The sequence below is a fragment of the Nannocystis sp. RBIL2 genome (assembly GCF_026626745.1).
Lineage (GTDB): Bacteria > Myxococcota_A > Polyangia > Nannocystales > Nannocystaceae > Nannocystis.
On sequence record NZ_JAPNJW010000001.1, the window covers coordinates 1,582,799 to 1,603,826 of the forward strand.

The following is a 21,028-nucleotide window of genomic DNA, read 5'->3' on the forward strand; positions in this document are numbered from 1 at the left end:
TCACCCCGTCTCGTCACGACTCGAGGAAATCGCCGATGCCCCGACTTTCATCTTTAGCGTACACCCTGCTCATTCCCACCCTTACCGTCGCCTGCCAGACCACCGTCAACCTCACCGAAGGTACCGCGACGAATACGCAGGTCAGCACCGGCGACACCAGCCCCGACGACAGCGGCACGCTCGATCCGCAAACGACCGGCGATTGCGCCCCCGGCGACGAAGGCTGTCCTTGCTACGGCAACGGGACGTGCAACGACGGGCTCGTGTGCAACGGACAGGTGCTTTGCGAGCCGCTCCCGGGCAACACGACCGGCGATTCCACCAGCACCACTGGCACCACTGGCACCACCGGCACCACCACCGGCACCACCGGCACCACGACCGACGTCACGACCGGCGACACCAGCAGCACGACCAGTGATACGACCGGGTCCACCAGCGACGACACGACCGGCGGTGTCGATCCGGGCTGCGGCGACGTCCCCGACGACATGGTCTGCATCCCGGCCGACAGCTTCGAGATGGGCACGAGCCTCAACATCTTCCAGGACTTCGAGGTCAGTCCCTTCGAGAAACCGGCCCACATGGTGACGCTCACCCAGACCTATTGGATGGACCAGAACGAGGTCACGGTCGAGGACTACGCCGTATGCTGGGCCCTCCAGGTCTGTGAGCTGCCCATGCAGGGCCAGGGCTACAACTGGGGCGTCGCCAACAAGGAGAAGCACCCCATCAACGGCGTGAACTGGTACCAGGCCAAAGCCTACTGCGAATGGAAGGGCAAGCGGCTCCCGACCGAGGCCGAGTGGGAGCTGGCGGCTCGCGGCACCGACGGTCGCATGTATCCCTGGGGCGACGCCAAGCCGACCTGCGAGCATGTGGTGTCGGACTCCTGCAGCACTTCCGGAACCCAGGTAGTCGGCTCCAGGCCGCTCGGTGCCTCGCCCTACGGCCTCCTCGACATGGGCGGCAACGTCATCGAGTGGTGCGCCGACTACTTCAAGGACGACTATTACTACCAGTCGCCCGCGGTCGATCCGAAGGGGCCGGCGGACGGCACCAAACGCTCGGCGCGCTCGTTCATGCCCCCTCTCTACGATATCAATATCGCTGCACTCGGACGGGCCACCTACCGCGCCGGTTACTCGCCCCTCCTCCAGGACGTGAATCCGGCCGTGATGGGCATCCGCTGCGCTCAGACTGCACCCTGAGCGCACGAGCGGCATGTCTTGGACTCGTGGGGCTCCTCGAGCCTTCCGCACGGATCGCCGCGGGCGAGGCGTGAGCCTCGCCGTATATGATTCGCTCGTGGAGCGCCTGGACCGGAGACGTTCCAGCGGGCGCTCTACGGGAACACGAGTCTCGACCAGCGCACGTCCAGCGACCACGTCGTCCCGCGGCTCGCGCTGGGCCGCGCGGCGGGCCGCAGCGATGCGCCGGTCGCGCGGATGCTGGTTCGCGCTCATCCCGGCTGGTTCACGCGGCATGAGGCGCCCGGAACGGCGTCAACGGCGAATGGGAGGTGCTTTCATTTTTTAGAAGATTTTCTGACGGGTCCGAGCTCGGCCGGAGATTGCCCGGCATGCACTCGATGCGCCGTCCCTCCACCCCTTCTTGTATCCTCCCCCGCAGACATTCGCTGCTTCGACTCGGAGCCCTCGGCTGCTGGATCTTCGCGCTCATCGGATGCGACGAGCGTAGCGTCACGAGCATCGGCGACGAAGCAACCGAAAGCGCTGCCGGCGCCCTCAATGCGGACTGGGACGACACGACCGACTCCGACGTCGCTGCCGACGCGGAGCTCGATACGACCGAGGCCACCGCGGACGTGCCGAGCACGGGCACGTCGGATGGCGGCCACGCGCTCGACATGCCCCACGGGGACGGCTTCGGCGCGCTCGATGTGCCCCAGGAGGGCGGTTTTTGCGCCGACTGCATCTCGTGTCTCTCGGCGTGCGATTCGGCCCGAACGCCGTGCGAGGACTCCGCCGACTATTGGCGATGGAAGAGCGAAACGGACTGCTGGTACGCCTACGGCTGGGTCTGCTGGTACGTCGAGCCGGGCAACGACCAGGATGGTGCTTGCATCAATTACAACAGCTGCATGATCTCGGCGTCTCTGCAGCATCAATGGGACTACTGGCAGTGTGCGAGCACCCAGAGCTCGTGCCGCGAATATTCTTGCGCGCACGCTTGCCTCTGCCACGGGTGGCCGCACGAATGATCGACAGCCCGCTCTTCCGTCGCGGGTCGACCGACGACCACCGGGGGCTGGTCCCGCGCGACCGCGACGGCTCGCCCTCGCCTACTTCGCGGCGCTGCTGCTGTGCCTCGTCGCCTGCGGCGCGGTGGGCGTGCCTCGGTGTGCCGGGCTGGTCCCGCTGTCCTTGAAGCGTAAAGCAAAGTAGTATTTACCGAATGCGACGTATCGTGCTCCTCGGCGCCCTCCTCGGGCTCGCCTGCGGCCCCGGCAAGGGCGGCACGAGCGACACCGCCACCACCGATCCCGCCCCGACCACCGAAGGCAGCGGGACGTCGAGCGCCTCGACGGTGGGGGATTCGACGGTCGCCGACCCGACCGTCGCGCCGACGACCGCCGACCCGACGACGGGCACCACGTCCACCGGCGAGGCGACCACCGGGGACCCGGCGTGTGCGATGTACCAGCCCGAGGAGATCGGGCCGGGGCTCGACGTCACGATCCGGCACGAAGGCGACGCGCCGGTGTGGGTCCGCGCGCTCGACTGCTCGGGCCTCGTCGACCTGGACATCGTCGACCCGCTCGTGCGGGACCTGTTCACCCCCGCCGGGAGCTGCTCGCCGGAGCAGTGCCACGAGTTCGTCGAGCTCGCGGCGTGCGTCCCGGCCTGTGAGGACTGCCTCGTGCCCTGGGCCGTGCGCATCGAGCCCGGGGCCAGCATCTCGGTGCACTGGCCCGGCGGGTTCCTCGCGTCGATGATGCTGAACGCCGACTGCGCCCCCGGCGAAGGTTGCCAGGGCTCCTGCATGCGCCCGACCCAGGCGCCTCCGGGGCCGTACTCCGCCGAGCTGCGGACGTTCCACACCTGCACCGGCGCGTGCGAGTGCGACCCGACGCCGAACGGGTGGTGCCCGCTCTTCGAGCCCGTCGCGCTCGAGGACGCGACCCTCCCGTTCACGGCCTTCAAGCGCCCGGGAGAGACCGCGCTCGACCTCGTGATCGGCGCGCCGTGACCGTCCTACGCCGGAGGCATGTCCCGCCCCAGAGGCGAGGGCTGGCGGCTCGAGCGTCACGTGTATCGCCGAGCCTCGGCAGTGGATGAAGGACCGTCGGCTCGGGGCGATCGAAATCTCGGCCGATCCGGCATGAATCTTCGCCCTGTCGCCTGCCTGCGCCGCGGCGCATCCTCCGGGCATCACCGTCCGCCTCGCGCGGGCGCCTGGAGGACACATCATGGCCCACGACCACTCCGCTCCCTCTGCTCACGCGATCGTGCCGGGCTTCGGCGCCGACCGAGCTGCGCATTACGACACCCAGGCCGCCGTCGCGCTCGCTGGCGTGCAAGCGATGTATGAGCTCGGCGTCAGCGCGCTCGCCAGCCAGCTGGATGGCCAGGAGGCGGCGTCCCTGCTGTTCGTCGGGCTGGGCACGGGCGCGGAGCTGGCGCCTTATGGCCAGTTCGACGTCCCGGGCTGGCGCTTCACCGGCGTCGACCCGTCCGACGCCATGCTCGCGGTCGCCCGGGAGCGCCTGGCAGCCGAGGGGCTGCTCTCGCGGACGCATCTGCACGTCGGCGAGCTGCACAGCCTGCCTCCCGGGCCCCCGTTCGACGGCGCGCAGATGCTGGGGGTGCTGCACCATGTGCCAGAGACGGAGCGCTCAGGGCTGCTGCGCGAGGTGACCCGGCGGCTCAAGCCCGGCGCGCCGCTCGTCGTGGGCTGCCGCGTCGGCATGGACCCGGCGCTGTGGGACGTGGAGCTGCGGCGGTGGCGTGCCCATGGCATCCCGCAGGAGGAGCTGGAGCGTCGGCGTCAGGGCCTGATGTCGATGCGGTTCATCGAGTCCGATGCTGCGCTGTTCGAGTTGTTCGCGCAGGCAGGGCTGGTGGCGCCGCGGCCGCTCTTCGTCTCGCTGCAGTTCAAGGTGTTCCTCGTGCGCTGCGAGCCGGGCGCTACGGGCTGAGCCGCCGGGCCTGGGCGCGCATGGGCCATGGTTGCTCGGCGCGTAGAGCTCGGACGTCATGCTCACGACATGCAACCTGTCCCAAAGGCCACGCGGCGGCGGGGATCGAGCATGGCTCACCGCGCCGCGTCGCCTACGGATCGCGGCCGGCGAGCTCCCAGGCCCACAGGAGCTCGTCCCCCTCGTCGCCCTCACCGACCCAACCGTTCAGCAGGCACCAGGGATCGCCGAGCTCGGAGAAGTCGACGCTGGCGTCGAGGGTGTACCCGACGCGGGCGTCCTCCTCGGGCACCTTGCCGGCGCGCGCCCAGTCCCGGCGTAACACGAACGTGAACCGGCCGTGCTGGAACGCGAAGATCCGCGCGGTGACGGGGTGGATCATCAGGTGGTGGTACGAGAGGTCGAACTTCGCGTCCTCGGGGACACTGCGGCCCCACTCCCAGAAGAACACGGTGGCGCCCTCGTCGTAGCCGTAGCCGTTCGTCCCGCGCTTGAGCTGGACGGAGGGCTCCGCCTCGAGCCGGGCGAGGACTGCGGCGTTGTCGGGGTGGGCGAAGACGCGGTCACGCAGGGCGTCGAAGTCCATCGACCGCATGGTATCGTCGGCCCTGCTTCGCCACCATCGGCTCGACGCGGACGTGTGCCGCGTACGAGCGCGGAGGAGATGGATTCGTCCGCGTCGTGACACCGCCGCCTCGCGCATGTCGACTCACACGCCCTGACGCGCGCGCTCCGTGGCGGCCTCGCATCCGTGCGAGACCGTCTCGCGCTCGTGCGACGCCGCCGCGACGTCGGGCAGTCCCGTCGGACGCCGAATTCCGCGTCACCGCGGCTCCGACGAACGCTCTGGCCCTGTCGAATCGACGTGGCGTGAGCGCGCCGCCGCAGCAACACCCGATCCGGCGCACGCTCCGGGCTGCTGGAGTCGGCGGTACGTGGGTGCTATCCCGGCCGAATGCTCCGCGAGGCCGCGCTGCTGCCGTTCCTGCTGTTCCCTCTCGCCTCGGTCGCTGCGCTCGGCTGTGGCGGGAGCACCACCCGCGAGGTCGCGTGTCCGCAGGGGTCGCACCGCGATGGGTCCCTCTGCGTCGCCGACGTCGCCGCGTGCCCCGAGGCGGCGTCGTCCAAAGGCGGCGCCTGCAAGCCGGGAGCGGACCCGCCGACAGGTCCCGCCTCGTCGCCCTGCCGCGATTTGGCAGAGTGCCGTGCCGGCTGCGCAAAGGACCACGTCGCGAGCTGCACGCGCGTCGGTGCGCTCCTCCAGGACGCCGGCGACGCCTCCGAGGACGAGCGGAGGCGCGTGCTCACGAGGGCGTGCGACGGCGAGGACCCGGAGGGGTGCTTTCGCCTCGGGCTCCTCGACGACACCTCCGACGAGCGCTCCACCGAGCTGTTCGCGTACGCGTGCGAGCGTGGCGTCGCGGGCGGCTGCACGGAGCTCGGCTTCTCGCTCGAGGTCGGCCGCGGCACCCCCGGCGTCGACCTGCCGCGGGCGCGCGAGCTCTACCAGCGCGGCTGCGACGGCGGCCACGCGGTCGGCTGCACCAACCTGGGGGTGCTGCAGGCCGGCGGCGAAGGCGGCGCGCGGGACATCCCCGGGGCGGTCCGCTCCTTCCGCAAGGGCTGCGAGGGCGGACACGCCCGCGGGTGCACGTCCTGGGGCCGGCGCCTGGCGAACGGCGACGGCGTGCCCAAGGACGAGCCGGCGGCGGTCGAGGCCTTCCGGCGCGCATGCGACGGCGACGACGGCGACGGGTGCAACGACCTGGGCGTGCGCGCCATGGAGGGGCGCGGCACGACGAAGGACGTCGCCCTGGCGCTGCACCTCTTCGACAGGGCCTGCCAGCGCGAGTCGGCCGTGGGCTGCCTGAACCTCGGGCGCAGCTGGCTCGACGGCCGACAGCCCGGCGTCAACGAGGCGAACGCGATCGAGCTGTTTTACGAGTCGTGCACGCTCGCGAACGAAGATGCGTGCGACGAGCTGTCGCGCACGGTGGCCAGGCTGCGCGCCGTCTGCGAGAAGGGCGGCCCGAACCGCGGGAGCGACTGCTTGAACCTCGGGTGGGTCGTCGAGCGCGGCCTCGGCGTCGAGCACGACGTCGAACGCGCCGTGGCGCTCTACAAAAAAGCCTGCGGCGCCGGCGTGGGACAGGGCTGCTTCAACCTGGGCGTGATGCAGGCCGAGGGACGCGGGACCGTGCGGGAGGAGAAAGCGGCGAGGGCCAGCTTCGAGAAAGGGTGCAAGCTGGACCACGCGCCCGCCTGCGCGCGCGCCGAACGACGCTGAGGTCTCAAGGCCCGGCGAACTTCGAGCTGCGTGCACGCCCAGTCGTTGTTCGGCGACACCTCGGTCGCATGCATCGCTAGCGACCAGCGGCGGAAGACATGGGTGTCGAGCCGCTGCTGACTTCTTGTTTGAGAGTCGCCTGCGAGGGTCACCACTCGTGATCGCATGAGAAGCATTGCCACGGCCGCTGCCCCGACATCGGGAAGCGCCGGCGATCGGTCTGCAGCGACCCGCAAGCCGGACACGGCGTCGTTCCGGCGGTCTCTGCGATGCTCTGCTGCGCGGGCGGCCGGGGTAGCGTCGCACGGTACAGCGCCCACAGCCCGCCGCCGATCATCGGCGCGAGCATGTACCCGACCAGGCCGCCGACAGCGAATGGCGCGCCGGCGACCATGACGACGAACAGGACGGCGAACACCGCCGTGTGCCTCGGGTTGCTGCCGGCCCGCAGGTCGTCGTCGCTCGCCATCGGTCCGCGAGCCTACCAGACGGCGACACCGCCTCGACCGTCGTCGGGCTGGACCATGAGCGCTCATCCGGGGCTTCATGGGGGTCCGGGCGGCGGCAGGATCCCCGAGACGAGGCCGAACATGGACTCGCTGCTGACCAGGAGATGGTGCCGCTGTCGGGGGTCCCCAGCAGGATTTGGCCATTGACGGGCCAGGTTCCCCGTCTACGACCTGGGCGTCTGGACGTAGCCCGGGAGGCGCGCGCGCTGAACAGCTGGCGCACGCGAGCCACGCCGGCCGGGCTTCACATGGCCCGGCGTTTCGGCGTGGTCGCGGAGTCACTACATCGGACCGGCGATCCGGGCGTGGAGGGTCACGCCGGGACGAGGGTCGGTCGGACGGCGGCCAGCACCTGCTCGGGCTCGGGGCGGCGGGCCGCTCCCCACAGGTTCAGCATGGAGGGGCGCTGCACGAAGCTGAACAGTTCCTCCTCGCCGCGGAACACGAACACGGCGGGCTGGATGAATCCGTCCGCGTAGCCGTGGGCCTTCGAGAGTGCGCGCGAGATCGGGATCCCGTACAGGTCGGCCGCCCGGTGCACCTCGTCGCTGAGGAAGGGCCATTCGGCCGGGACGCTCAGCCGCTCGCGTAGCTCGGCGTTGCGCGCCGGAGGGTCGGCCGAGATGAAGAGGGGGAGGAGCCCTACCGCCTCGATCTCCTCGCGCAGTCGCACGTAGCCGTCAACCTGACGGCGGCAGAACGGTCACCAGTGGCCGCGGTAGAAGAACAGGAGCGTCCGCTGGCGGGCGCGCAATGCCGCGTCGACCACGAACGGGTGGCCCGAATCGCTGGGCAGGGTGAAGTCGTGGGCGCTCATGAAAAGGCTCCTTCGGGATGGGTGTCGCTCATGGTGTTCGCTTCCTTCACAGGCTTGAAGACCGAGCCGGCCGGGTTGTGACACGCGACGGAGAATTTCTGACGAGGCCTGAGCCGCCCTCGACAGGAGGAGTCGAGCTCCGCAGGAAAACTCGGCGGCTATTTTCGCGCCTCGTAGCCGGAGCGTCGCACGCGCGCTGAAGGCCCCGCAGGCGGGCCCGAGCATCCTCGTCCTACGAATGCCGCGTCGGGGCCATCTCCGGCGGCCAGAGGTCGCTCGGGCTCAGGGTGCAGGTGACGCGGGGGTAGACGAATTCGGTCTCCTGGTTCTCCCGGCGGCGGAGCCGGAGGAATTCGTGGCGCTCCTCGTCGTTGGCCAGGGTCAGCGGTGTGCCGTCGGCGAGACGGGGTTGCCCGTCGCCGACGTGGACCCACGTCTTCGAGGTGCGAAACGTGACCCCGAGCCAGGAGTTGTCGGGAGCTCCGGTCGCGGGATCCAGCACGATCCGATGGCGGAACCTGCGATTGGTGGCGGCGGAGAACACGACGACACGGCCGTGGAGGAGCGGAATGACGAAAGAGGGTCCCCCGACCTCCTTCGACTCCACCATCAGCCGCCGCGACGGCCCGGCCTCGGGGTGTTCATAGCAGGAGAAGACGGCGATCTCACCGGCATCGTCCAGGTCGAGCGCCTGGTCCGAATGTGCCCCCATGGTGGCGTAAGCACGGCCGTAGACCTCCAGCAGCGCGTTGTTGAAGACGATCGGGAGCGAGGCACACGCGCGGATCCGTCCCGCGAGGGTGGCGTGAATGGGCCGAAAACACTGAGCCGGGAGCTTGTAAGCGGTGGTGGTGCGGACAATGGGGACTCTTCGTGAATCGTCGGTCGCCACGAGCACCACCCCACGCCGGCCTTTCCCGAGCTCCTCGAGCCGAGCCGACCCGGACAGCTCCGCGAAGAGGTCGCCCTGGGTGGGGACTGTATAAATGCGGAACACGTCGGACGCCGCGTAGTTCGGCGCCTGGTAGTCCCCCGCGTTCATGCTGAAGCGAAAGCCGTCTCCGTAGTCGATGGGGGCCGACGTCTTGTTCTCCTCGGCGTACAACCGGCGCAGCTCCGTCATCCCCTCGGGCGTGGGCGCCTCCAGCTCCACCCGCGCCCCGTCCCGCAGCAGGAAGGTGCGCCCCCCCTCGTGGACCGCCTCGGTCTTCGAGCAGCGCACCACGTAGCCCAACCGGGTCGGGAGCCGCGCCGCTTCCAGCTCGGACGGCACGATCTCGTGAGTGTAGCGCCGGTTGGTGGACAGCGGCATGAAGAACACCGAGTTGGGATACAGGGTGATCGTGAACTGTTCGGGAAACGTGCCTCTCTCCGCGGCCTCGGTCTCCTTGAGTCGGAAACGGAGCCGGGTCAGTCCGCTGATTCCCCGGTGACCCCGATCGAAGGGGTCGCCGGCCATGGGGCCGAGCCGATCGAGGTGCTCGTAGAAGGTGCAGAAGGCCATGACGCCGTCGTCCGGCATGTCCTTGGTCTTGTCGGCGTGGGACGAGATCCGGGCCTTCGCCTGCTTCTTCTCGGCGTCGGCCGGGGTGTTGTGATAGATCTGCGCCAACACGTGATTGAGCGGCGCCGCCCCCGAGAAGACCAGCGCTGCCTCGTGGTTCAGCGCGTCGACGATATGCCGGTCGGTGGAGCGAAAGTTGTCGGTCGGGCCCGACAGGTTGGTGGAGCAGCGCAGCAGGCGGAAATGGAGCGCATCCTGCTCCTGCCGGACCGGTGACAGGTAGAGCCCGGTGCGGTGCGCCGTCCCCGGCTTGGTGGACTCGGTCAGCGACTGGAAGGTGTGCTCGCCGCGGATCTGCGCGACGTAGTCGACCTCCGGGTCGAAGAAACACCGGTAGTACACGCCGAGCCCGTGCACGTCGATCGGGACCCGGCCGAGGCCCACCGCCGGCCAGGGGGCGAGGTCATCCACCGCGTCGCCGTGGGAGCCCTCCCGGACCGCCAGGACCCGCGACGCGGCCGAGAGGTCGAGAGCGGCGGCCTTCGACACGTCACCGCACAGGTAGACGGCCTTCCCCGCGAGATCGGGCAGCCCCGCGGAGAGGTCCGTGACCACGGTGCCGCCGAACTTGTCCAACGGGCGTTCGTCGCCCCGCGGCGAGAGCACGATCAGGACCTGGCGGGTGTCGACGATGCGGGCTTCGGGGAGGCGCGGCCGGGCCATGGCGGCAAGATATCACCGGGAGAGCCCGGGCTCGCCGACGAGGCGCGGCTGCGCCCGCTGCCCGCCGCTCGCCGACGAGCTCGCGGAAGCGCTCCGCGCGGCACCCGACGCCCGCCATCACTTCGCCCTGGCGATCCTGTTGCGAATCGGCCGAGCGATCGCGGCGGCGCGACGACCTGTCTCTCACAGAGAGACCACGCGAGCGCTCAAACAAGCACCGCGGCGTCCCCATGCAAAGGCCAACTGATGCATGCAAGAGAATGCGCAGGTGTGCGCGGTGGTGGGAGACCTTCCAATGACCGCTGAATGTTTCACTGGTCCGAACGGAGTCGTCGTGCGACAAATCATGCACCGGAGGCTGCATCGGGTCGAACGATCGGCGGCTCGTGTTTCTACATAGGACGATGCATCGCTCTTATCTTCGTTTCCCTGACTTCGCACCCTATTTTAAAAAAAAGAAGACGACGACCCGACTCGGCAGCCTCGGATGCTGGATCTTCGCGCTCGCCGGCTGCCCCGGGGGCAGCGTCACGACCACCGACGGGGGCGACCCGACCGGCTCGGACAGCGGCTCGACCGCGATGACCTCGTCGACGTCGGGTAGCACGTCCGACCCCACCGAGCCGACCGCCGCGAGCACGAGCACCACCGGCGAGCCCGACCCGACCACCGGAACCTCCACCGACGGCGTCTCGATCACCGGCGTCTCGACCGACAGCACCTCGACCGACAGCACCTCGACCACCGGCACCTCGACCGACAGCACCTCGACCACCGGCACCTCGACCACGGACACCTCGACCGACGGCAGCACGACCGACAGCACCTCGACCGGCGGGGAGAGCGTCCTGCGGGCGGTCAAGCTGGGGCGCTTGATCGATCCGCTGGACGGCAGCGTGCTCGCGCCTGCGATCGTGATCGTGCACGACGATCGGGTCGTCGCCATCGAGACCGACGAGGCGCAGATCCCCGACGGCGCGGAGATCATCGACTGGTCCGCCTACAGCGGCGTCCCCGGGCTCGTCGACGCCCACACTCACTTCGCTTACCAGACCGACGACGAGCCCGGCACCGACCCGTGGTCGCGAAGTTGGTATCTCCTCAACACCAACCCCACGGTCGTGGACGCGCTGGCGCGCCAGGCGGCGGAGGAGACGGTCAAGCTCGGCGTGACCACCGCGATCGACAAGGGCGCCGGCACCGGCGCGGCCATCCTCTTCCAGATGCGCGACGACAGCGCCGCGGGCAAACTCGTCGGCCCGCGGATCTACACCGCCGGTAGAGGCATCAGCGGACCCGTGCCCTCGATCGAGTACCTCAAGAACCGGATCCAGCAGAGCGTGGCGGGGGGCGTCGACCTGATCAAGCTGTACGCCGACAGCTGCAGCGACGACACGCTCACCTGTACGCCGAACTTCACCTTCGAGCAGCTGAAGGCCGCGGTCGACGAGGCGCACCTGCACGGCAAGCCGATCGCCATCCACGCGTACCACGCCGACACCGCGAAGCTGGTGATCATGGCCGGCCCGGACGCGATGGAGCACCCCGAGGGCCTCGACGCCGTCGACTTCATGGACATGATCGCCCTCGGGATCACCTACGTCCCGACGATCGACCACAACCGCTATTATCGGGACAACCTCGACTACTTCCACTACGACCCCGGGATGGAGGCAGAGTTCAATGCCTACATCGCGCTGAACCTCGCCACCACCAACCAGGCCCACCTCGCCGGGGTCGAGATTGCGATGGGCTCGGACGCGGTGTTTACCGGCTTCGGCGAGAACACGCGCGAGCTCGAGTGGTTCCTCGACGCCGGGATGACCCCGCTCGAAGCGCTGCGCGCCGCGACGATCCACGGCGCGGCGAGCATCGGCGTCGACGACGAGGTCGGCCGGGTCGCGGTCGGCTACTTCGCCGACATCGTCGCGGTCGACGGCGACCCGCTGACCGACACCAGCGTGCTGCTCCACAAGGTCCACGGCGTCATGAAGGGCGGCGAGCTCATCTCGCCCTGACCTGGCGAGCACGCGGGTGGATCCGCGCCGAAGCGTCCACCACAACTGCAGGATGGGGCTCGCGCGAGCGCAGGCGGTCGCTAGCGCTCGACCGTCGCGTGAAAACGACCCTTCCTTCGCCGGCCCGAGGGTCCCACGACGCGTATTCAATCCCGCGTCGTCGCTCCCGGATCGCGCGCCTCGGCTACACAGTCCGCCATGCGGCACATCCTTCACGCATTGGTTTGCTTCGGCCTCGCCCTCGCCCCGGGCTGCAACGACACCGGCACTGGCGCGAGCGCCAGCGACGGCAGCACCACCACCACCGGCAGCAGCACCGGGGAGCCCACCGGCGGCATGGCCAGCACGGGCACCACGGAGAGCGTCGATCCGACCGACGCGCCGACCACCACGACCGATGGGACCACCGCGGGTCCCGGCGACGACGCGGTCATGCTCATGAGTCCCCCGCACGGCGCCGGCCTGACCATCGTCACCGCCCTCGCCCAGGGCCCGGGGCGCTCCGTGCTCGTCACCACCGCCGAGAACGTGCAGGTCGCGTTGCCCGAGGCGCACGCGTGGGATCTGAACCCGTCGTGGCGTACCGTGTGGGCAGTGCATCGCGTCGAGCCGGACGGCGCCGTCGCGTGGACCTTCCCGCTCGACGGCGACCTCGCCCCGCCGCCGGTGATCGGCCTCGAGCCCGCGTTCGTCGCGGCGCTCGGTCCCACGCGCGACCGGATCGCCGTCGGTCGCTACGACGGGGCGGGCTTCGTGGTGCTCGACGCCGAGGGTCAGCTCGTCGACGAGATCGAGCTGCCCGGGTCGCTGGTCGGCTTCGTCTCCGCGCCCGACGGGATCACCGGCGTGGTCATGGGCGACGACGCCGAGGCACACCTGTTCCATTGGACAGGCGGCGACACGCCCGTCGCGGTGGTGCCGGACGGCCTCGCGGGCTCGCCCATCAGCGCGATGTACGAGCCCGGCGCGCTCACCGACTCCGCCGGCACGCTGTGGTGGGCCTTTGACACGCTGCGCCGGGTCACCCCGGACGGAGCGGCGAGCGAGCAGTCGATCGGCTCCATCCTCGCGCTCGCCCCGCGCGCGGGCGAGGGCCTGTTCGCCTGGGTGAACGATCCGCCGCTGTCGGAGGTCCGCGAGCTCGACGGCGCCGGCGCGACGCTGGCCACCACGCCCCTCCTCTCCGCGATCGACAAGCTCACCTACGACAGGACCCCGCTGATCGTCGCCGCCACCGGCGAGCTCGTGATCGCCACGGTCTCCGCGCTGGACGAGCACATCGGGCTCAAGTTCCTCGACGTCGCCGCCGACACCGAGACCGCGCTCGGCTTCTCCTACAACGGCTCGGTGCAGAGCGCAGTGGTGACCGAGGATGGCCTGTGGTTCGGCGGCGGCTTCAGCGGCCACTTCCGCGCCGGCGACACGACCCTCGCCAGCGGGCTCGCGGCTTACGGCGCCCCGTTCGTGCTGCGTGCCCCGAGCCTCGCCGCCCTCCAGGCGCAGGGCCCGGGCGCGCCGCAGTGCCTCGCAGACTCGGACGCCTGCAACACCTGCATGAACGCGTGCACCGGCGAGTGCCCTGACGTCGACTGCCTCGGCATGGCCTCCTACGCCTACGACTGCGCCTGCCGCGTGCCCCAGCACATGACCGAATGCATGGCCGCCTGGCCCAACTCCTACGCCGACCTGTTCACCGGCTGCTACACCGGCGAATGCGCCCCCGCGTGCGGCATCGGCCAATGATGCCACCTCGCCCGCGCATCCCGGAGCCGCGGGTCCGTTCGCGGTCCGTTTCGCCGCACTGCCCCGCCGCGCGACGATGGCCGCATGGATCGACGCTCCCTGGTCGCAGTGGTGCTCGGCGTGGTCTCCGTCGCCTGTGCGACCGGCGTGCTCGAGCGCGGACCGAACCATCCGCCGGCCGTCGTCGAGCTGCTGAGCCCCGGTGATTCCAGTCAGCTCGTCGGCGTCGTCCACGATCGGAACACCGGCCACGCCATTCCGGCCGCGCTCGTCATCATTCAGTGCACCTGCCTCGCGGGCGCCCGAGAGATGATGTCCAACGACGGGGGCGCGTTCGGCTTCCGCGACCTGCCGCCCGGCAAGTACACCGTGCAGGTGCTGTTCGGTTACGCCAACGTCAACCGCACCGTCGAGCTGGCCCCGGCGACGCGCATGCGCACCGACTTCCGCATCGACCCCGACCAGCGCTTCACCATCACCGTCACCCACGTCTTCGATCTCGCCCCCGGCATTCGAGTGCGCCCCGACCTGGGCGTCTCCGCGGCTCCGTCCGACGCGTTCACCTGAACGAGAGCGACCGCGATGCACGTCGTCCTCGACAGCCCGCTCGTCGTCCGACCGCTCGCCGCCGCCGACGCAATGCGCCGCCGCTGGCTGCACCTGCTCGGTCCCGCGGCGCGGCCGATCGTCCGCCGCCGCGAGCTGCGGGTCGCGCTGGTGTTCTCCGCCCTGATCCTCCTCGCCCTCGCAGGCGCCCTGCTCCTGCCGCTATGGCTGCTGCTGCTCGCGCCGATCGCCTGGGGCGTGCCGCACCTGATCGCCGACCTGCGCTATCTCGTGATTCGCAGCGGCTACCACCTGCGCACCCGCCTGTGGTGGTTCGCCGGTGGACCGCTGCTGTGGGTCGCAGTCGGCGGGGAGCTCGTGTGGGGCTTCGTCGCTGCCATGGTCGCAGCGATCCTCGCACGCGCCGAACTTGGCCGCCGCCTCGTCGCCGTCGTCCTGCTCGCCGCCGCCGCTGCCGCTGTCTTCGCCCTCGGCGGCGCCGGCGACCTCGTCTTCTCTTACCTCCACAACTTCCTCGCCATCGCGTTCTGGTGGTTGTGGCGCCCGCGCGCCGGTCGCCTCCACCTGCTCCCGCTCGCGCTGCTGCTCGCCGCGGCTGCGTTCCTGCTGAGCCCCGCCGCGCTCGCCCTCTCGCAGGCGCTGGGCGGCCTCGCCTGGTCGCCGGCCAGCGCCGGTCCGGACCATCAACTGTGGCGCCTCGCGCCCGGCCTTCCCCCCGAGCTCGGCCTGCGCCTGGTGCTGCTGTTCTGCTTCTCGCAGTCGCTGCATTACGGGGTATGGCTGCACCTCGTCCCCGACGAGGACCGCGAGCGCGCGACCCCGCCGACCTTCCGCGCCAGCTACGATTTCCTGCGGCGCGACCTCGGCGACGTCGGCCTCGTCGTCGCCGCGCTGCTCACCCTCGCCATCGCCGCCTGGGCCGTCGTCGACCTCGCCGCCGCCAACCTCGGCTACTTCCGCATGGCCCGCTTCCACGGCCATCTCGAGCTCGTCGCCGGCACCCTGCTGCTGCTCGAGCGCCGCCGATAGCGACCCTCGCTGGCCACGCTCCGGCGGTCACGCGGTCCCTCTCGAAAACGACGAGCAGAAGCCAGCCTAGCGCTTCTCGCTGTCGAGCGAGCCCATCAGCGCGGCAGGGTAGCGCGTACCCGCGACCGCCCCGCGCGGCGCCACTGCTTCGACTTCGGCGAGCTGCTCGGCGCTCAGCGGCGCGGTCGCGATCGCCTCGTCCAGCTGCTGGAGCGTGCGCATGCCGAGGGTCGGCACGAAGCGCGGCTGCTTGCCCAGCACCCAACCGATGGCGAGCTGACTCGGCGTGATGCCCCAGCGCCTCGCCAGGCCGTGCAGGCCGGCGACGAGCCTGGCGTTCGCTTCGCCGTTCGCGCCGGTGAACCGCGGCATGTAGGCGCGGTGGTCCCCCACCCCGATCGCGCTGCCCGCCAGCAGCCCGCGCGACAGCACGCCGTAGAGCGTCGCGCCGATGCCGAGCTCCGCGAGCAGCGGGAAGATCGCGTCTTCCGGATCGCGGCTCACGATCGAGTACTCGATCTGCAGATCCGCGATCGGGTGAACCTTCGCCGCGCGCCGGATCGTCTCGGGCCCGACCTCCGACAGCCCGATCGACCGCACGTAGCCGGCCTTCACCAGGTCGGCGATCGCGCCGATCGTGTCTTCGATCGGCACTGCCGGATCGAGCCGCGCCGGGCGATACACGTCGACGTAATCCGTGCCGAGCCGGACCAGCGAGTACGTGAGGAAGTTCTTCAGCGCCGCCGGCCGCGTGTCGACCCCGCCGAAGTTGTTGTCGGGGCTGCGCAGCGCGCCGAACTTGACCGACAGCTGGACCTGGTCGCGCCGGCCGGCGATCGCCCTGGCGATGAGCAGCTCGTTGTGGCCCGAGCCGTAGAAATCACCGGTGTCGAGGACGGTCACGCCACGCGCGATGGCGGCCTGGATGACCGCGATGCTGTGCGCGTCGTCCGTCTTGCCGTAGGCGCCGGACATCCCCATGCAGCCGAGCGCGATCTTCGTCGGGTTCGAGGCGGTTCTCTTGTCGTTCATGACGCTGTCTTAAGATCGCGCGATCGGACGCGCTTGTGTGTTCTTGGCGGAAGTTACGCCGAGAACGCACGAGCGCCGGCGCGCGCGCGGGTGTAGGGTGAGGCGATGGAGCGCGCCGTCGAGATCCCTGTCTCGTTGCCGGGTGTTCGCGCGGTGCGGGCGACGATCGCGTCGCTGCACGCGGGGATGAAGGACCACTACGGCGTCGGTCGCATCGAGCACGGCGACAGCGAGTGGTGGGCCGGCGGCAAGGTCTGGCGCTCCGCGCCCGGATGCGTCCTGGTGAAGCAGCCGGGCGACGTGCACCGCGACCTCGTCCGCCACGGACCGACGACGTTCATCAGCGTCACGCTGCCGACGAGCGACGTGGCCCACGCCCGGCGCGAGGGCAAGACCGCCTTGATCCCGCAGCTCGAGGCCGACGACCGACGCGCCGCCCCGTTTCACCGCCTGATCGACGCAGTGTGCACGGGAGCCGACCGCCTCACGCTCGAGGTCGCCATCGCCGAAGCAGTCGGCACTCTGACGACGATCCGCCATGTGTCTCCCGACTACTCGCGTCCTGTGCGGCGGGCGATGGAGTACATCCGTGAACGCCTCGGCCACTCGTTCACGCTCGCCGATCTCGCAGAGCACGCGGAGCTCGACAAGTTCCACCTGTGCCGCGCGTTTCGGGCGCAGATCGGATTACCGCCGCACGCCTATCTGACGCGGCTTCGCATCGCCCGCGCGAAGGAGCTGTTGGTCCGCGGCGTGCGTGCGTCCGAGGTCGCGCCGCTCGTGGGATTCTGCGATCAAGCGCAGCTGACGCGTCACTTCCGACGGCTCGTCGGCACCACACCAGCCCGCTACGCGAAAGCACCGACGACCCGGGCGTGATGCCGCCCGGTATGTACGTCGACGCGCAGGTCGTCTGACTCGGGCTTCGCCCTCTCGAGCGGCGCACGCCAGCGCGCCGCGGCGACGTGACCCGCCGGGTGATGTCCCATGGCGAACGCGGTACACCATCGATCGCGCGTCCGCTGATACGGAGGAAGCCGCTCGCGTCCGTTCGGCAGACCTGCGCGCCCCTGTATCATCGGCTGGCATGCCCCGTCGCCTGCACGCCACGCTCGTCGCCGCGCTCGTCGCTGCGCTCGCTGCGATTCCGTCGCGGCCGTCCTCGGCTGCTGCGGACATCCGGGCCCGCGGTGTGCCGTGGATCCGCGTGTTCGGGACGGACCATGGCATCCCGCAGACCACCATCGAGGCGATCGCCTTCGATCGCGACGGCCGCCTGTGGATCGGCACGCAGGCCGGACCGGCCTTCTACGACGGGCGCCGCTTTACGCCGCTGCCCCTGCCGCCCGCGCAGCGCTCGAGCTGGGTGCGCTCCATCGGCGCGACGCAGGACGGGGCCATCTGGTTCGGGATGGGCAGCGGCCACGTCCTCCGCCACGCCGATGGCGCCTTCGTGCGCTTCGGCGCCGACGAGGGCCTCACCGCCGAGCGAGAGGTCACCGCGCTCGTCGAGGCGCCGATGGACCACGGCTCCGCGCTGTGGGCGGCGACTCTCGGCGGTCTCTATCGGTTCGAGGACCCGCGCTGGATCGAAGTCGAGCTCGGGCCGGGGCTCGAGGATCTGGATGTCCGCGCCCTCGCTCCGGGGCACCTCCCCACCGGCGAGCGGACTCTCTGGGTCGGCACGGGTCGAGGTCTCTTCCACTGCGAAGATCGCCGCTGCGCTCCCTTCGAATCCTTCGCGGACGGCCCGCCGAACAAGGTCATCAATGCCTTGTTGGAGACGACCGACGAGGAGCACCGCCGCGTGCTCTGGGCCGGCACGTTCGAGGGCCTCGCGCGCCACGTCGATCGTCGCTGGGAGGTCGTCGCGACCTCGGGCGTGGAGTTGCCGGCGCAGGTCATCCGCGCGCTCGCCGAGACCGTGAGCGGCTCGGGAAAGCGGACGCTCTGGGTCGGGACCGACGGCGGAGGGCTCGCTCGCCTGCAGGACGGGGTGTGGACGACGCTGAGCCAGAAGACCAGCGGCATGCCCGACGATTACGTGCGAAAGGTGCTACCGGAACAGGGGCCCGGTGCTCGCACGCTCTGGATCGGCACCGAGGCCGGCGGCCTCGCGCGTCTACGGCACGATGGCTGGGTCGGGTTCACCGAGCGCAACGCGGCCGTGCACGGCTCGGTGCAGGGAATCGCCGAGGTCACCCTGCCCGGTGCCGAACCTGAGCTGTGGATCGCTCTGAACAATGAGCTGCGCAGATTCTCGGACGACGCCTTCGCCCCGGTCCTCCCCCCCGAGGCCGCCGCCGAGATGAGCTCGCGGCTCGCGTTCCTCCTCCCTTCGCGCCGCGAGCCGGGGGTGGTCTGGACGGGAGGTTTTAATAAGGGGCTGCACCGCTGGGCGAATGGGCAGCTCACGACGCTCACTCGACGCAATTCGTCGCTGCCGTTCGAGGTCGTCTACGCCGCCAGCGAATCACTGGACGGCCGCAGCCTCTGGGTCGGGACCACGTACGGCGCGGCCCGCCTCGACGGCGACGGCGCGGGGCAGATCTATCGCGCCGGCGACAGTGGCCTCATTCACGACGACTTGATGGCCGTCCTCGAGACCGCGCGCCGGGACGGGCGAACCACGACCTGGTTCGGGACGACGAGAGGCCTGTCGCGGCTCGAGGACGGGGTGTGGGCGAGCTACACCGCCGCAAGCGCACCCCTGGGCTCGGACTTGATCGTGACACTCTCCGAGATCCCGAACGCCGACGGCACGCGGGTCCTCTGGGTCGGCACCGGCGGCGGCGGCGTCGCGCGCTACGATCTCGACTCCGGGCAATGGCTCGCTCCGCTGAACGAGACGTCGAACCCCGCGCTGCCCAGCAGCAGCGTATACGTCGCGCGCGCCGATGCACGCGGTCGGGTGTATCTCTGCACCAACCGCGGGGTCGCGCGCCTGACCCCGCGCGCGCCGACGCCGGCGGATCCCGCGGAGATGTCTGTCTACGTGTTCACGCGCGAGGACGGGCTGCCGAGCGAGGAGTGCAACATGAACGCCTCCTGGGTCGACGGCCGCGGGCGCATCTGGCTCGGCATGACCGGCGGAGCGGCAGTCTTCGACCCCGCGGAGGAGGTCGAGGACGGCACGCCCCGTCCCCTCGTCCTCTCCGCGGCAGGGACGACGCGCGAGGTGTCGCCCGGCACGTCGCTCCCCTGGGATCAGAACACCGTCGGCTTCGACTTCGCGCTGCTCTCCCTGTTCCGCGAGCACGAGATCAAGTACCGTACGCAATTGCAAGGCTTCGATGCTTCACCGAGCCCCTGGACCGCCGACGCCAAGGCGAGATACACGAATCTCCCCGCCGGGGCCTATACATTCCATCTTTGGGGGCAGGATCACGCCGGTAACGTGGCGGGCCCGGTGTCGCTCGGATTCCAGGTCGACCCTGCCCCCTGGCGGACATGGTGGGCCTATCTGAGCTATGCGGTCGTGCTCGTGGGGCTCGTCTGGGGCGGGACGCGGGTGCGGCTCCGTGCGCTCGCCCGGCGAAACCTCGTCCTCGAGCAGCAGGTCGAGGAGCGCACCGCCGAGCTGAAGACCGCCAAAGAGGCGGCCGATGCCGCGAGTCGGGCCAAGTCGAGCTTCCTCGCCAACATGAGCCACGAGCTGCGGACGCCGCTCCACGGCATCCTCGGCTACGCGGAGCTCCTCGGCCGATCCCCGCGGCTCCCCGCGGAGGACCGCGCCTCGCTCGACGTGGTCGAGCGGTCCGGCAAGCACCTGCTCGCCCTCATCGACGATCTACTCGACCTCGCCCGGATCGAAGCAGGCAAGCTCGAGCTCGCTCCGTCCGAGGTCCACCTCCCGGGCCTGTTGCAGGGCGTCGCCGACCTGTGCCGGCTGCGCGCCGAGGCACAAGGGATTCGCTTCCGCGATGCGTCGCAAGGCGCGCCATCGTGGGTGCTGGTCGACGAGAAGCGATTGACGCAGGTGCTCCTCAACCTGGTCGGCAACGCCATCAAGTTCACGCGCGAGGGCGAGGTCACCCTGACGGTCGAGACGCAGCTCGACGAGAGCAGCCCCGAGTCTCGAGCCGCCAATCTCTTCTTTCGGGTGACAGACACGGGCCCGGGCATCGCCTCGGCCGACCTCGCGCGGATCTTCGACCCCTTCGAACAGGCCCTCGCCCTGGGGCGAGCCGTCGAGGGCGTCGGGCTCGGACTCTCGATCAGCCGCAAGATCGTGGAGCAGATGGGCGGACGCATGGACGTGAAGAGCGCCGTCGGCGTAGGCAGCACGTTCACCGTGGCGCTGGGTCTGCGCGTCATCGGGGAGCGTTCGAGAGGTCGACGGCAGGCCGAGGCGTCGGCGGGCCACGTGGGGGCGCGGCAGCCCGAGACCGCCGCAGACGCCTCGCGTGCCCCCCTCCGCGAGCCGCCCGGGGAGGTACTCACGCGCCTCGCAGACCTCGCCGAGCGGGGACGTGTCCCCGAGCTCGTGCAAACCCTCGAGGCGCTCGAAGCCGAGGACGCGGGACTGTCCGCGTGGGTGGGCGAAGTACGCGCACTGGCCGAGGCGTACCGCCTGCGGGAGCTTCGCGAGAAGCTCGCGTCGGGGTAACCGAAGGTCACCTTCCCCCTCCGACGAC

The 21,028-nt window shown here is 70.2% G+C and carries 15 protein-coding genes and 1 pseudogene; 11 read left to right on the forward strand and 5 right to left on the reverse strand.

Annotation, left to right across the window (positions count from 1 at the left end; translation table 11 throughout):
- The first annotated feature begins 35 nt into the window (after positions 1–35).
- From OV090_RS06250 to OV090_RS06265, 4 genes are all read left to right on the forward strand, one after another.
- Positions 36–1,211 carry an SUMF1/EgtB/PvdO family nonheme iron enzyme gene (locus tag OV090_RS06250; RefSeq protein ID WP_267702564.1) on the forward strand — a complete coding sequence of 392 codons (1,176 nt, stop codon included), beginning with the start codon at positions 36–38 and terminating at the stop codon, positions 1,209–1,211.
- A 659-nt stretch (positions 1,212–1,870) separates the two neighbouring features.
- Positions 1,871–2,224 carry a hypothetical protein gene (locus OV090_RS06255; RefSeq protein WP_267702565.1) on the forward strand — a complete coding sequence of 118 codons (354 nt, stop codon included), beginning with the start codon at positions 1,871–1,873 and terminating at the stop codon, positions 2,222–2,224.
- Between the two features lie 194 nt (positions 2,225–2,418).
- Positions 2,419–3,213 carry a hypothetical protein gene (locus OV090_RS06260; protein WP_267702566.1) on the forward strand — a complete coding sequence of 265 codons (795 nt, stop codon included), beginning with the start codon at positions 2,419–2,421 and terminating at the stop codon, positions 3,211–3,213.
- Between the two features lie 220 nt (positions 3,214–3,433).
- Positions 3,434–4,162, forward strand: coding sequence for a class I SAM-dependent methyltransferase (locus OV090_RS06265; RefSeq protein ID WP_267702567.1), 729 nt, complete (start codon positions 3,434–3,436; stop codon positions 4,160–4,162).
- A gap of 133 nt (positions 4,163–4,295) precedes the next feature.
- On the opposite strand, the gene OV090_RS06270 is transcribed toward OV090_RS06265, so the two are convergent.
- Positions 4,296–4,748: a hypothetical protein gene (locus OV090_RS06270; RefSeq protein ID WP_267702568.1), complete on the reverse strand. Its 453-nt coding sequence runs from the start codon at positions 4,746–4,748 to the stop codon at positions 4,296–4,298.
- 369 nt (positions 4,749–5,117) lie between these two features.
- On the opposite strand from OV090_RS06270, the gene OV090_RS06275 reads away from it, so the two are divergent.
- Positions 5,118–6,449 carry a hypothetical protein gene (locus tag OV090_RS06275; RefSeq protein ID WP_267702569.1) on the forward strand — a complete coding sequence of 444 codons (1,332 nt, stop codon included), beginning with the start codon at positions 5,118–5,120 and terminating at the stop codon, positions 6,447–6,449.
- Between the two features lie 148 nt (positions 6,450–6,597).
- Here the strand turns inward: OV090_RS06275 and OV090_RS06280 are convergent, their stop codons facing one another.
- The 3 genes and pseudogenes from OV090_RS06280 to OV090_RS06290 form a co-directional block, all read right to left on the reverse strand.
- Entirely contained in the window at positions 6,598–6,918 is a 321-nt protein-coding gene (locus OV090_RS06280; RefSeq protein ID WP_267702570.1) for a hypothetical protein, read from the reverse strand.
- A gap of 353 nt (positions 6,919–7,271) precedes the next feature.
- Positions 7,272–7,649 (reverse strand): annotated as a pseudogene (locus OV090_RS06285) (hypothetical protein); the annotation flags it as partial.
- A gap of 358 nt (positions 7,650–8,007) precedes the next feature.
- On the reverse strand, positions 8,008–10,002 hold the full coding sequence (locus OV090_RS06290; RefSeq protein ID WP_267702571.1) for a hypothetical protein: 1,995 nt from the start codon (positions 10,000–10,002) through the stop codon (positions 8,008–8,010).
- A 404-nt stretch (positions 10,003–10,406) separates the two neighbouring features.
- Between OV090_RS06290 and OV090_RS06295 the strand changes: the two genes are divergently transcribed.
- The 4 genes from OV090_RS06295 (at position 10,407) to OV090_RS06310 (ending at position 15,359) form a co-directional block, all read left to right on the forward strand.
- Complete coding sequence (locus tag OV090_RS06295) at positions 10,407–12,020, forward strand: amidohydrolase family protein (protein ID WP_267702572.1); 1,614 nt, start codon at positions 10,407–10,409, stop codon at positions 12,018–12,020.
- A 198-nt stretch (positions 12,021–12,218) separates the two neighbouring features.
- The gene (locus OV090_RS06300) at positions 12,219–13,763 is read left to right on the forward strand and encodes a hypothetical protein (protein ID WP_267702574.1); all 1,545 of its coding nucleotides are present in this window, start codon (positions 12,219–12,221) and stop codon (positions 13,761–13,763) included.
- Between the two features lie 84 nt (positions 13,764–13,847).
- Positions 13,848–14,330 carry a carboxypeptidase-like regulatory domain-containing protein gene (locus OV090_RS06305; protein ID WP_267702576.1) on the forward strand — a complete coding sequence of 161 codons (483 nt, stop codon included), beginning with the start codon at positions 13,848–13,850 and terminating at the stop codon, positions 14,328–14,330.
- A gap of 15 nt (positions 14,331–14,345) precedes the next feature.
- Positions 14,346–15,359 (forward strand): hypothetical protein, encoded by a 1,014-nt coding sequence (locus OV090_RS06310; RefSeq protein ID WP_267702579.1) that lies wholly within the window; start codon positions 14,346–14,348, stop codon positions 15,357–15,359.
- A gap of 66 nt (positions 15,360–15,425) precedes the next feature.
- On the opposite strand, the gene OV090_RS06315 is transcribed toward OV090_RS06310, so the two are convergent.
- The gene (locus tag OV090_RS06315; protein WP_267702581.1) at positions 15,426–16,391 is read right to left on the reverse strand and encodes an aldo/keto reductase; all 966 of its coding nucleotides are present in this window, start codon (positions 16,389–16,391) and stop codon (positions 15,426–15,428) included.
- Between the two features lie 105 nt (positions 16,392–16,496).
- Here OV090_RS06315 and OV090_RS06320 point away from each other — a divergent pair, with 105 nt between their 5' ends.
- Together OV090_RS06320 and OV090_RS06325 are read left to right on the forward strand one after the other, a co-directional pair.
- Entirely contained in the window at positions 16,497–17,270 is a 774-nt protein-coding gene (locus OV090_RS06320; RefSeq protein WP_267702583.1) for an AraC family transcriptional regulator, read from the forward strand.
- A 208-nt stretch (positions 17,271–17,478) separates the two neighbouring features.
- Positions 17,479–21,000, forward strand: a complete 3,522-nt coding sequence (locus OV090_RS06325) for a hybrid sensor histidine kinase/response regulator (protein ID WP_267702585.1) — start codon at positions 17,479–17,481, stop codon at positions 20,998–21,000.
- Positions 21,001–21,028: the final 28 nt, after the last annotated feature.

Bases quoted from the DNA above. Each gene is read 5' to 3' on its own strand.
- OV090_RS06250 (WP_267702564.1), top strand. From the start codon at position 36: ATGCCCCGACTTTCATCTTTAGCGTACACCCTGCTCATTCCCACCCTT.
- OV090_RS06255 (WP_267702565.1), top strand. From the start codon at position 1,871: ATGCCCCACGGGGACGGCTTCGGCGCGCTCGATGTGCCCCAGGAGGGC.
- OV090_RS06260 (WP_267702566.1), top strand. From the start codon at position 2,419: ATGCGACGTATCGTGCTCCTCGGCGCCCTCCTCGGGCTCGCCTGCGGC.
- OV090_RS06265 (WP_267702567.1), top strand. From the start codon at position 3,434: ATGGCCCACGACCACTCCGCTCCCTCTGCTCACGCGATCGTGCCGGGC.
- OV090_RS06270 (WP_267702568.1), bottom strand. From the start codon at position 4,748: ATGGACTTCGACGCCCTGCGTGACCGCGTCTTCGCCCACCCCGACAAC.
- OV090_RS06275 (WP_267702569.1), top strand. From the start codon at position 5,118: ATGCTCCGCGAGGCCGCGCTGCTGCCGTTCCTGCTGTTCCCTCTCGCC.
- OV090_RS06280 (WP_267702570.1), bottom strand. From the start codon at position 6,918: ATGGCGAGCGACGACGACCTGCGGGCCGGCAGCAACCCGAGGCACACG.
- OV090_RS06290 (WP_267702571.1), bottom strand. From the start codon at position 10,002: ATGGCCCGGCCGCGCCTCCCCGAAGCCCGCATCGTCGACACCCGCCAG.
- OV090_RS06295 (WP_267702572.1), top strand. From the start codon at position 10,407: ATGCATCGCTCTTATCTTCGTTTCCCTGACTTCGCACCCTATTTTAAA.
- OV090_RS06300 (WP_267702574.1), top strand. From the start codon at position 12,219: ATGCGGCACATCCTTCACGCATTGGTTTGCTTCGGCCTCGCCCTCGCC.
- OV090_RS06305 (WP_267702576.1), top strand. From the start codon at position 13,848: ATGGATCGACGCTCCCTGGTCGCAGTGGTGCTCGGCGTGGTCTCCGTC.
- OV090_RS06310 (WP_267702579.1), top strand. From the start codon at position 14,346: ATGCACGTCGTCCTCGACAGCCCGCTCGTCGTCCGACCGCTCGCCGCC.
- OV090_RS06315 (WP_267702581.1), bottom strand. From the start codon at position 16,391: ATGAACGACAAGAGAACCGCCTCGAACCCGACGAAGATCGCGCTCGGC.
- OV090_RS06320 (WP_267702583.1), top strand. From the start codon at position 16,497: ATGGAGCGCGCCGTCGAGATCCCTGTCTCGTTGCCGGGTGTTCGCGCG.
- OV090_RS06325 (WP_267702585.1), top strand. From the start codon at position 17,479: ATGCCCCGTCGCCTGCACGCCACGCTCGTCGCCGCGCTCGTCGCTGCG.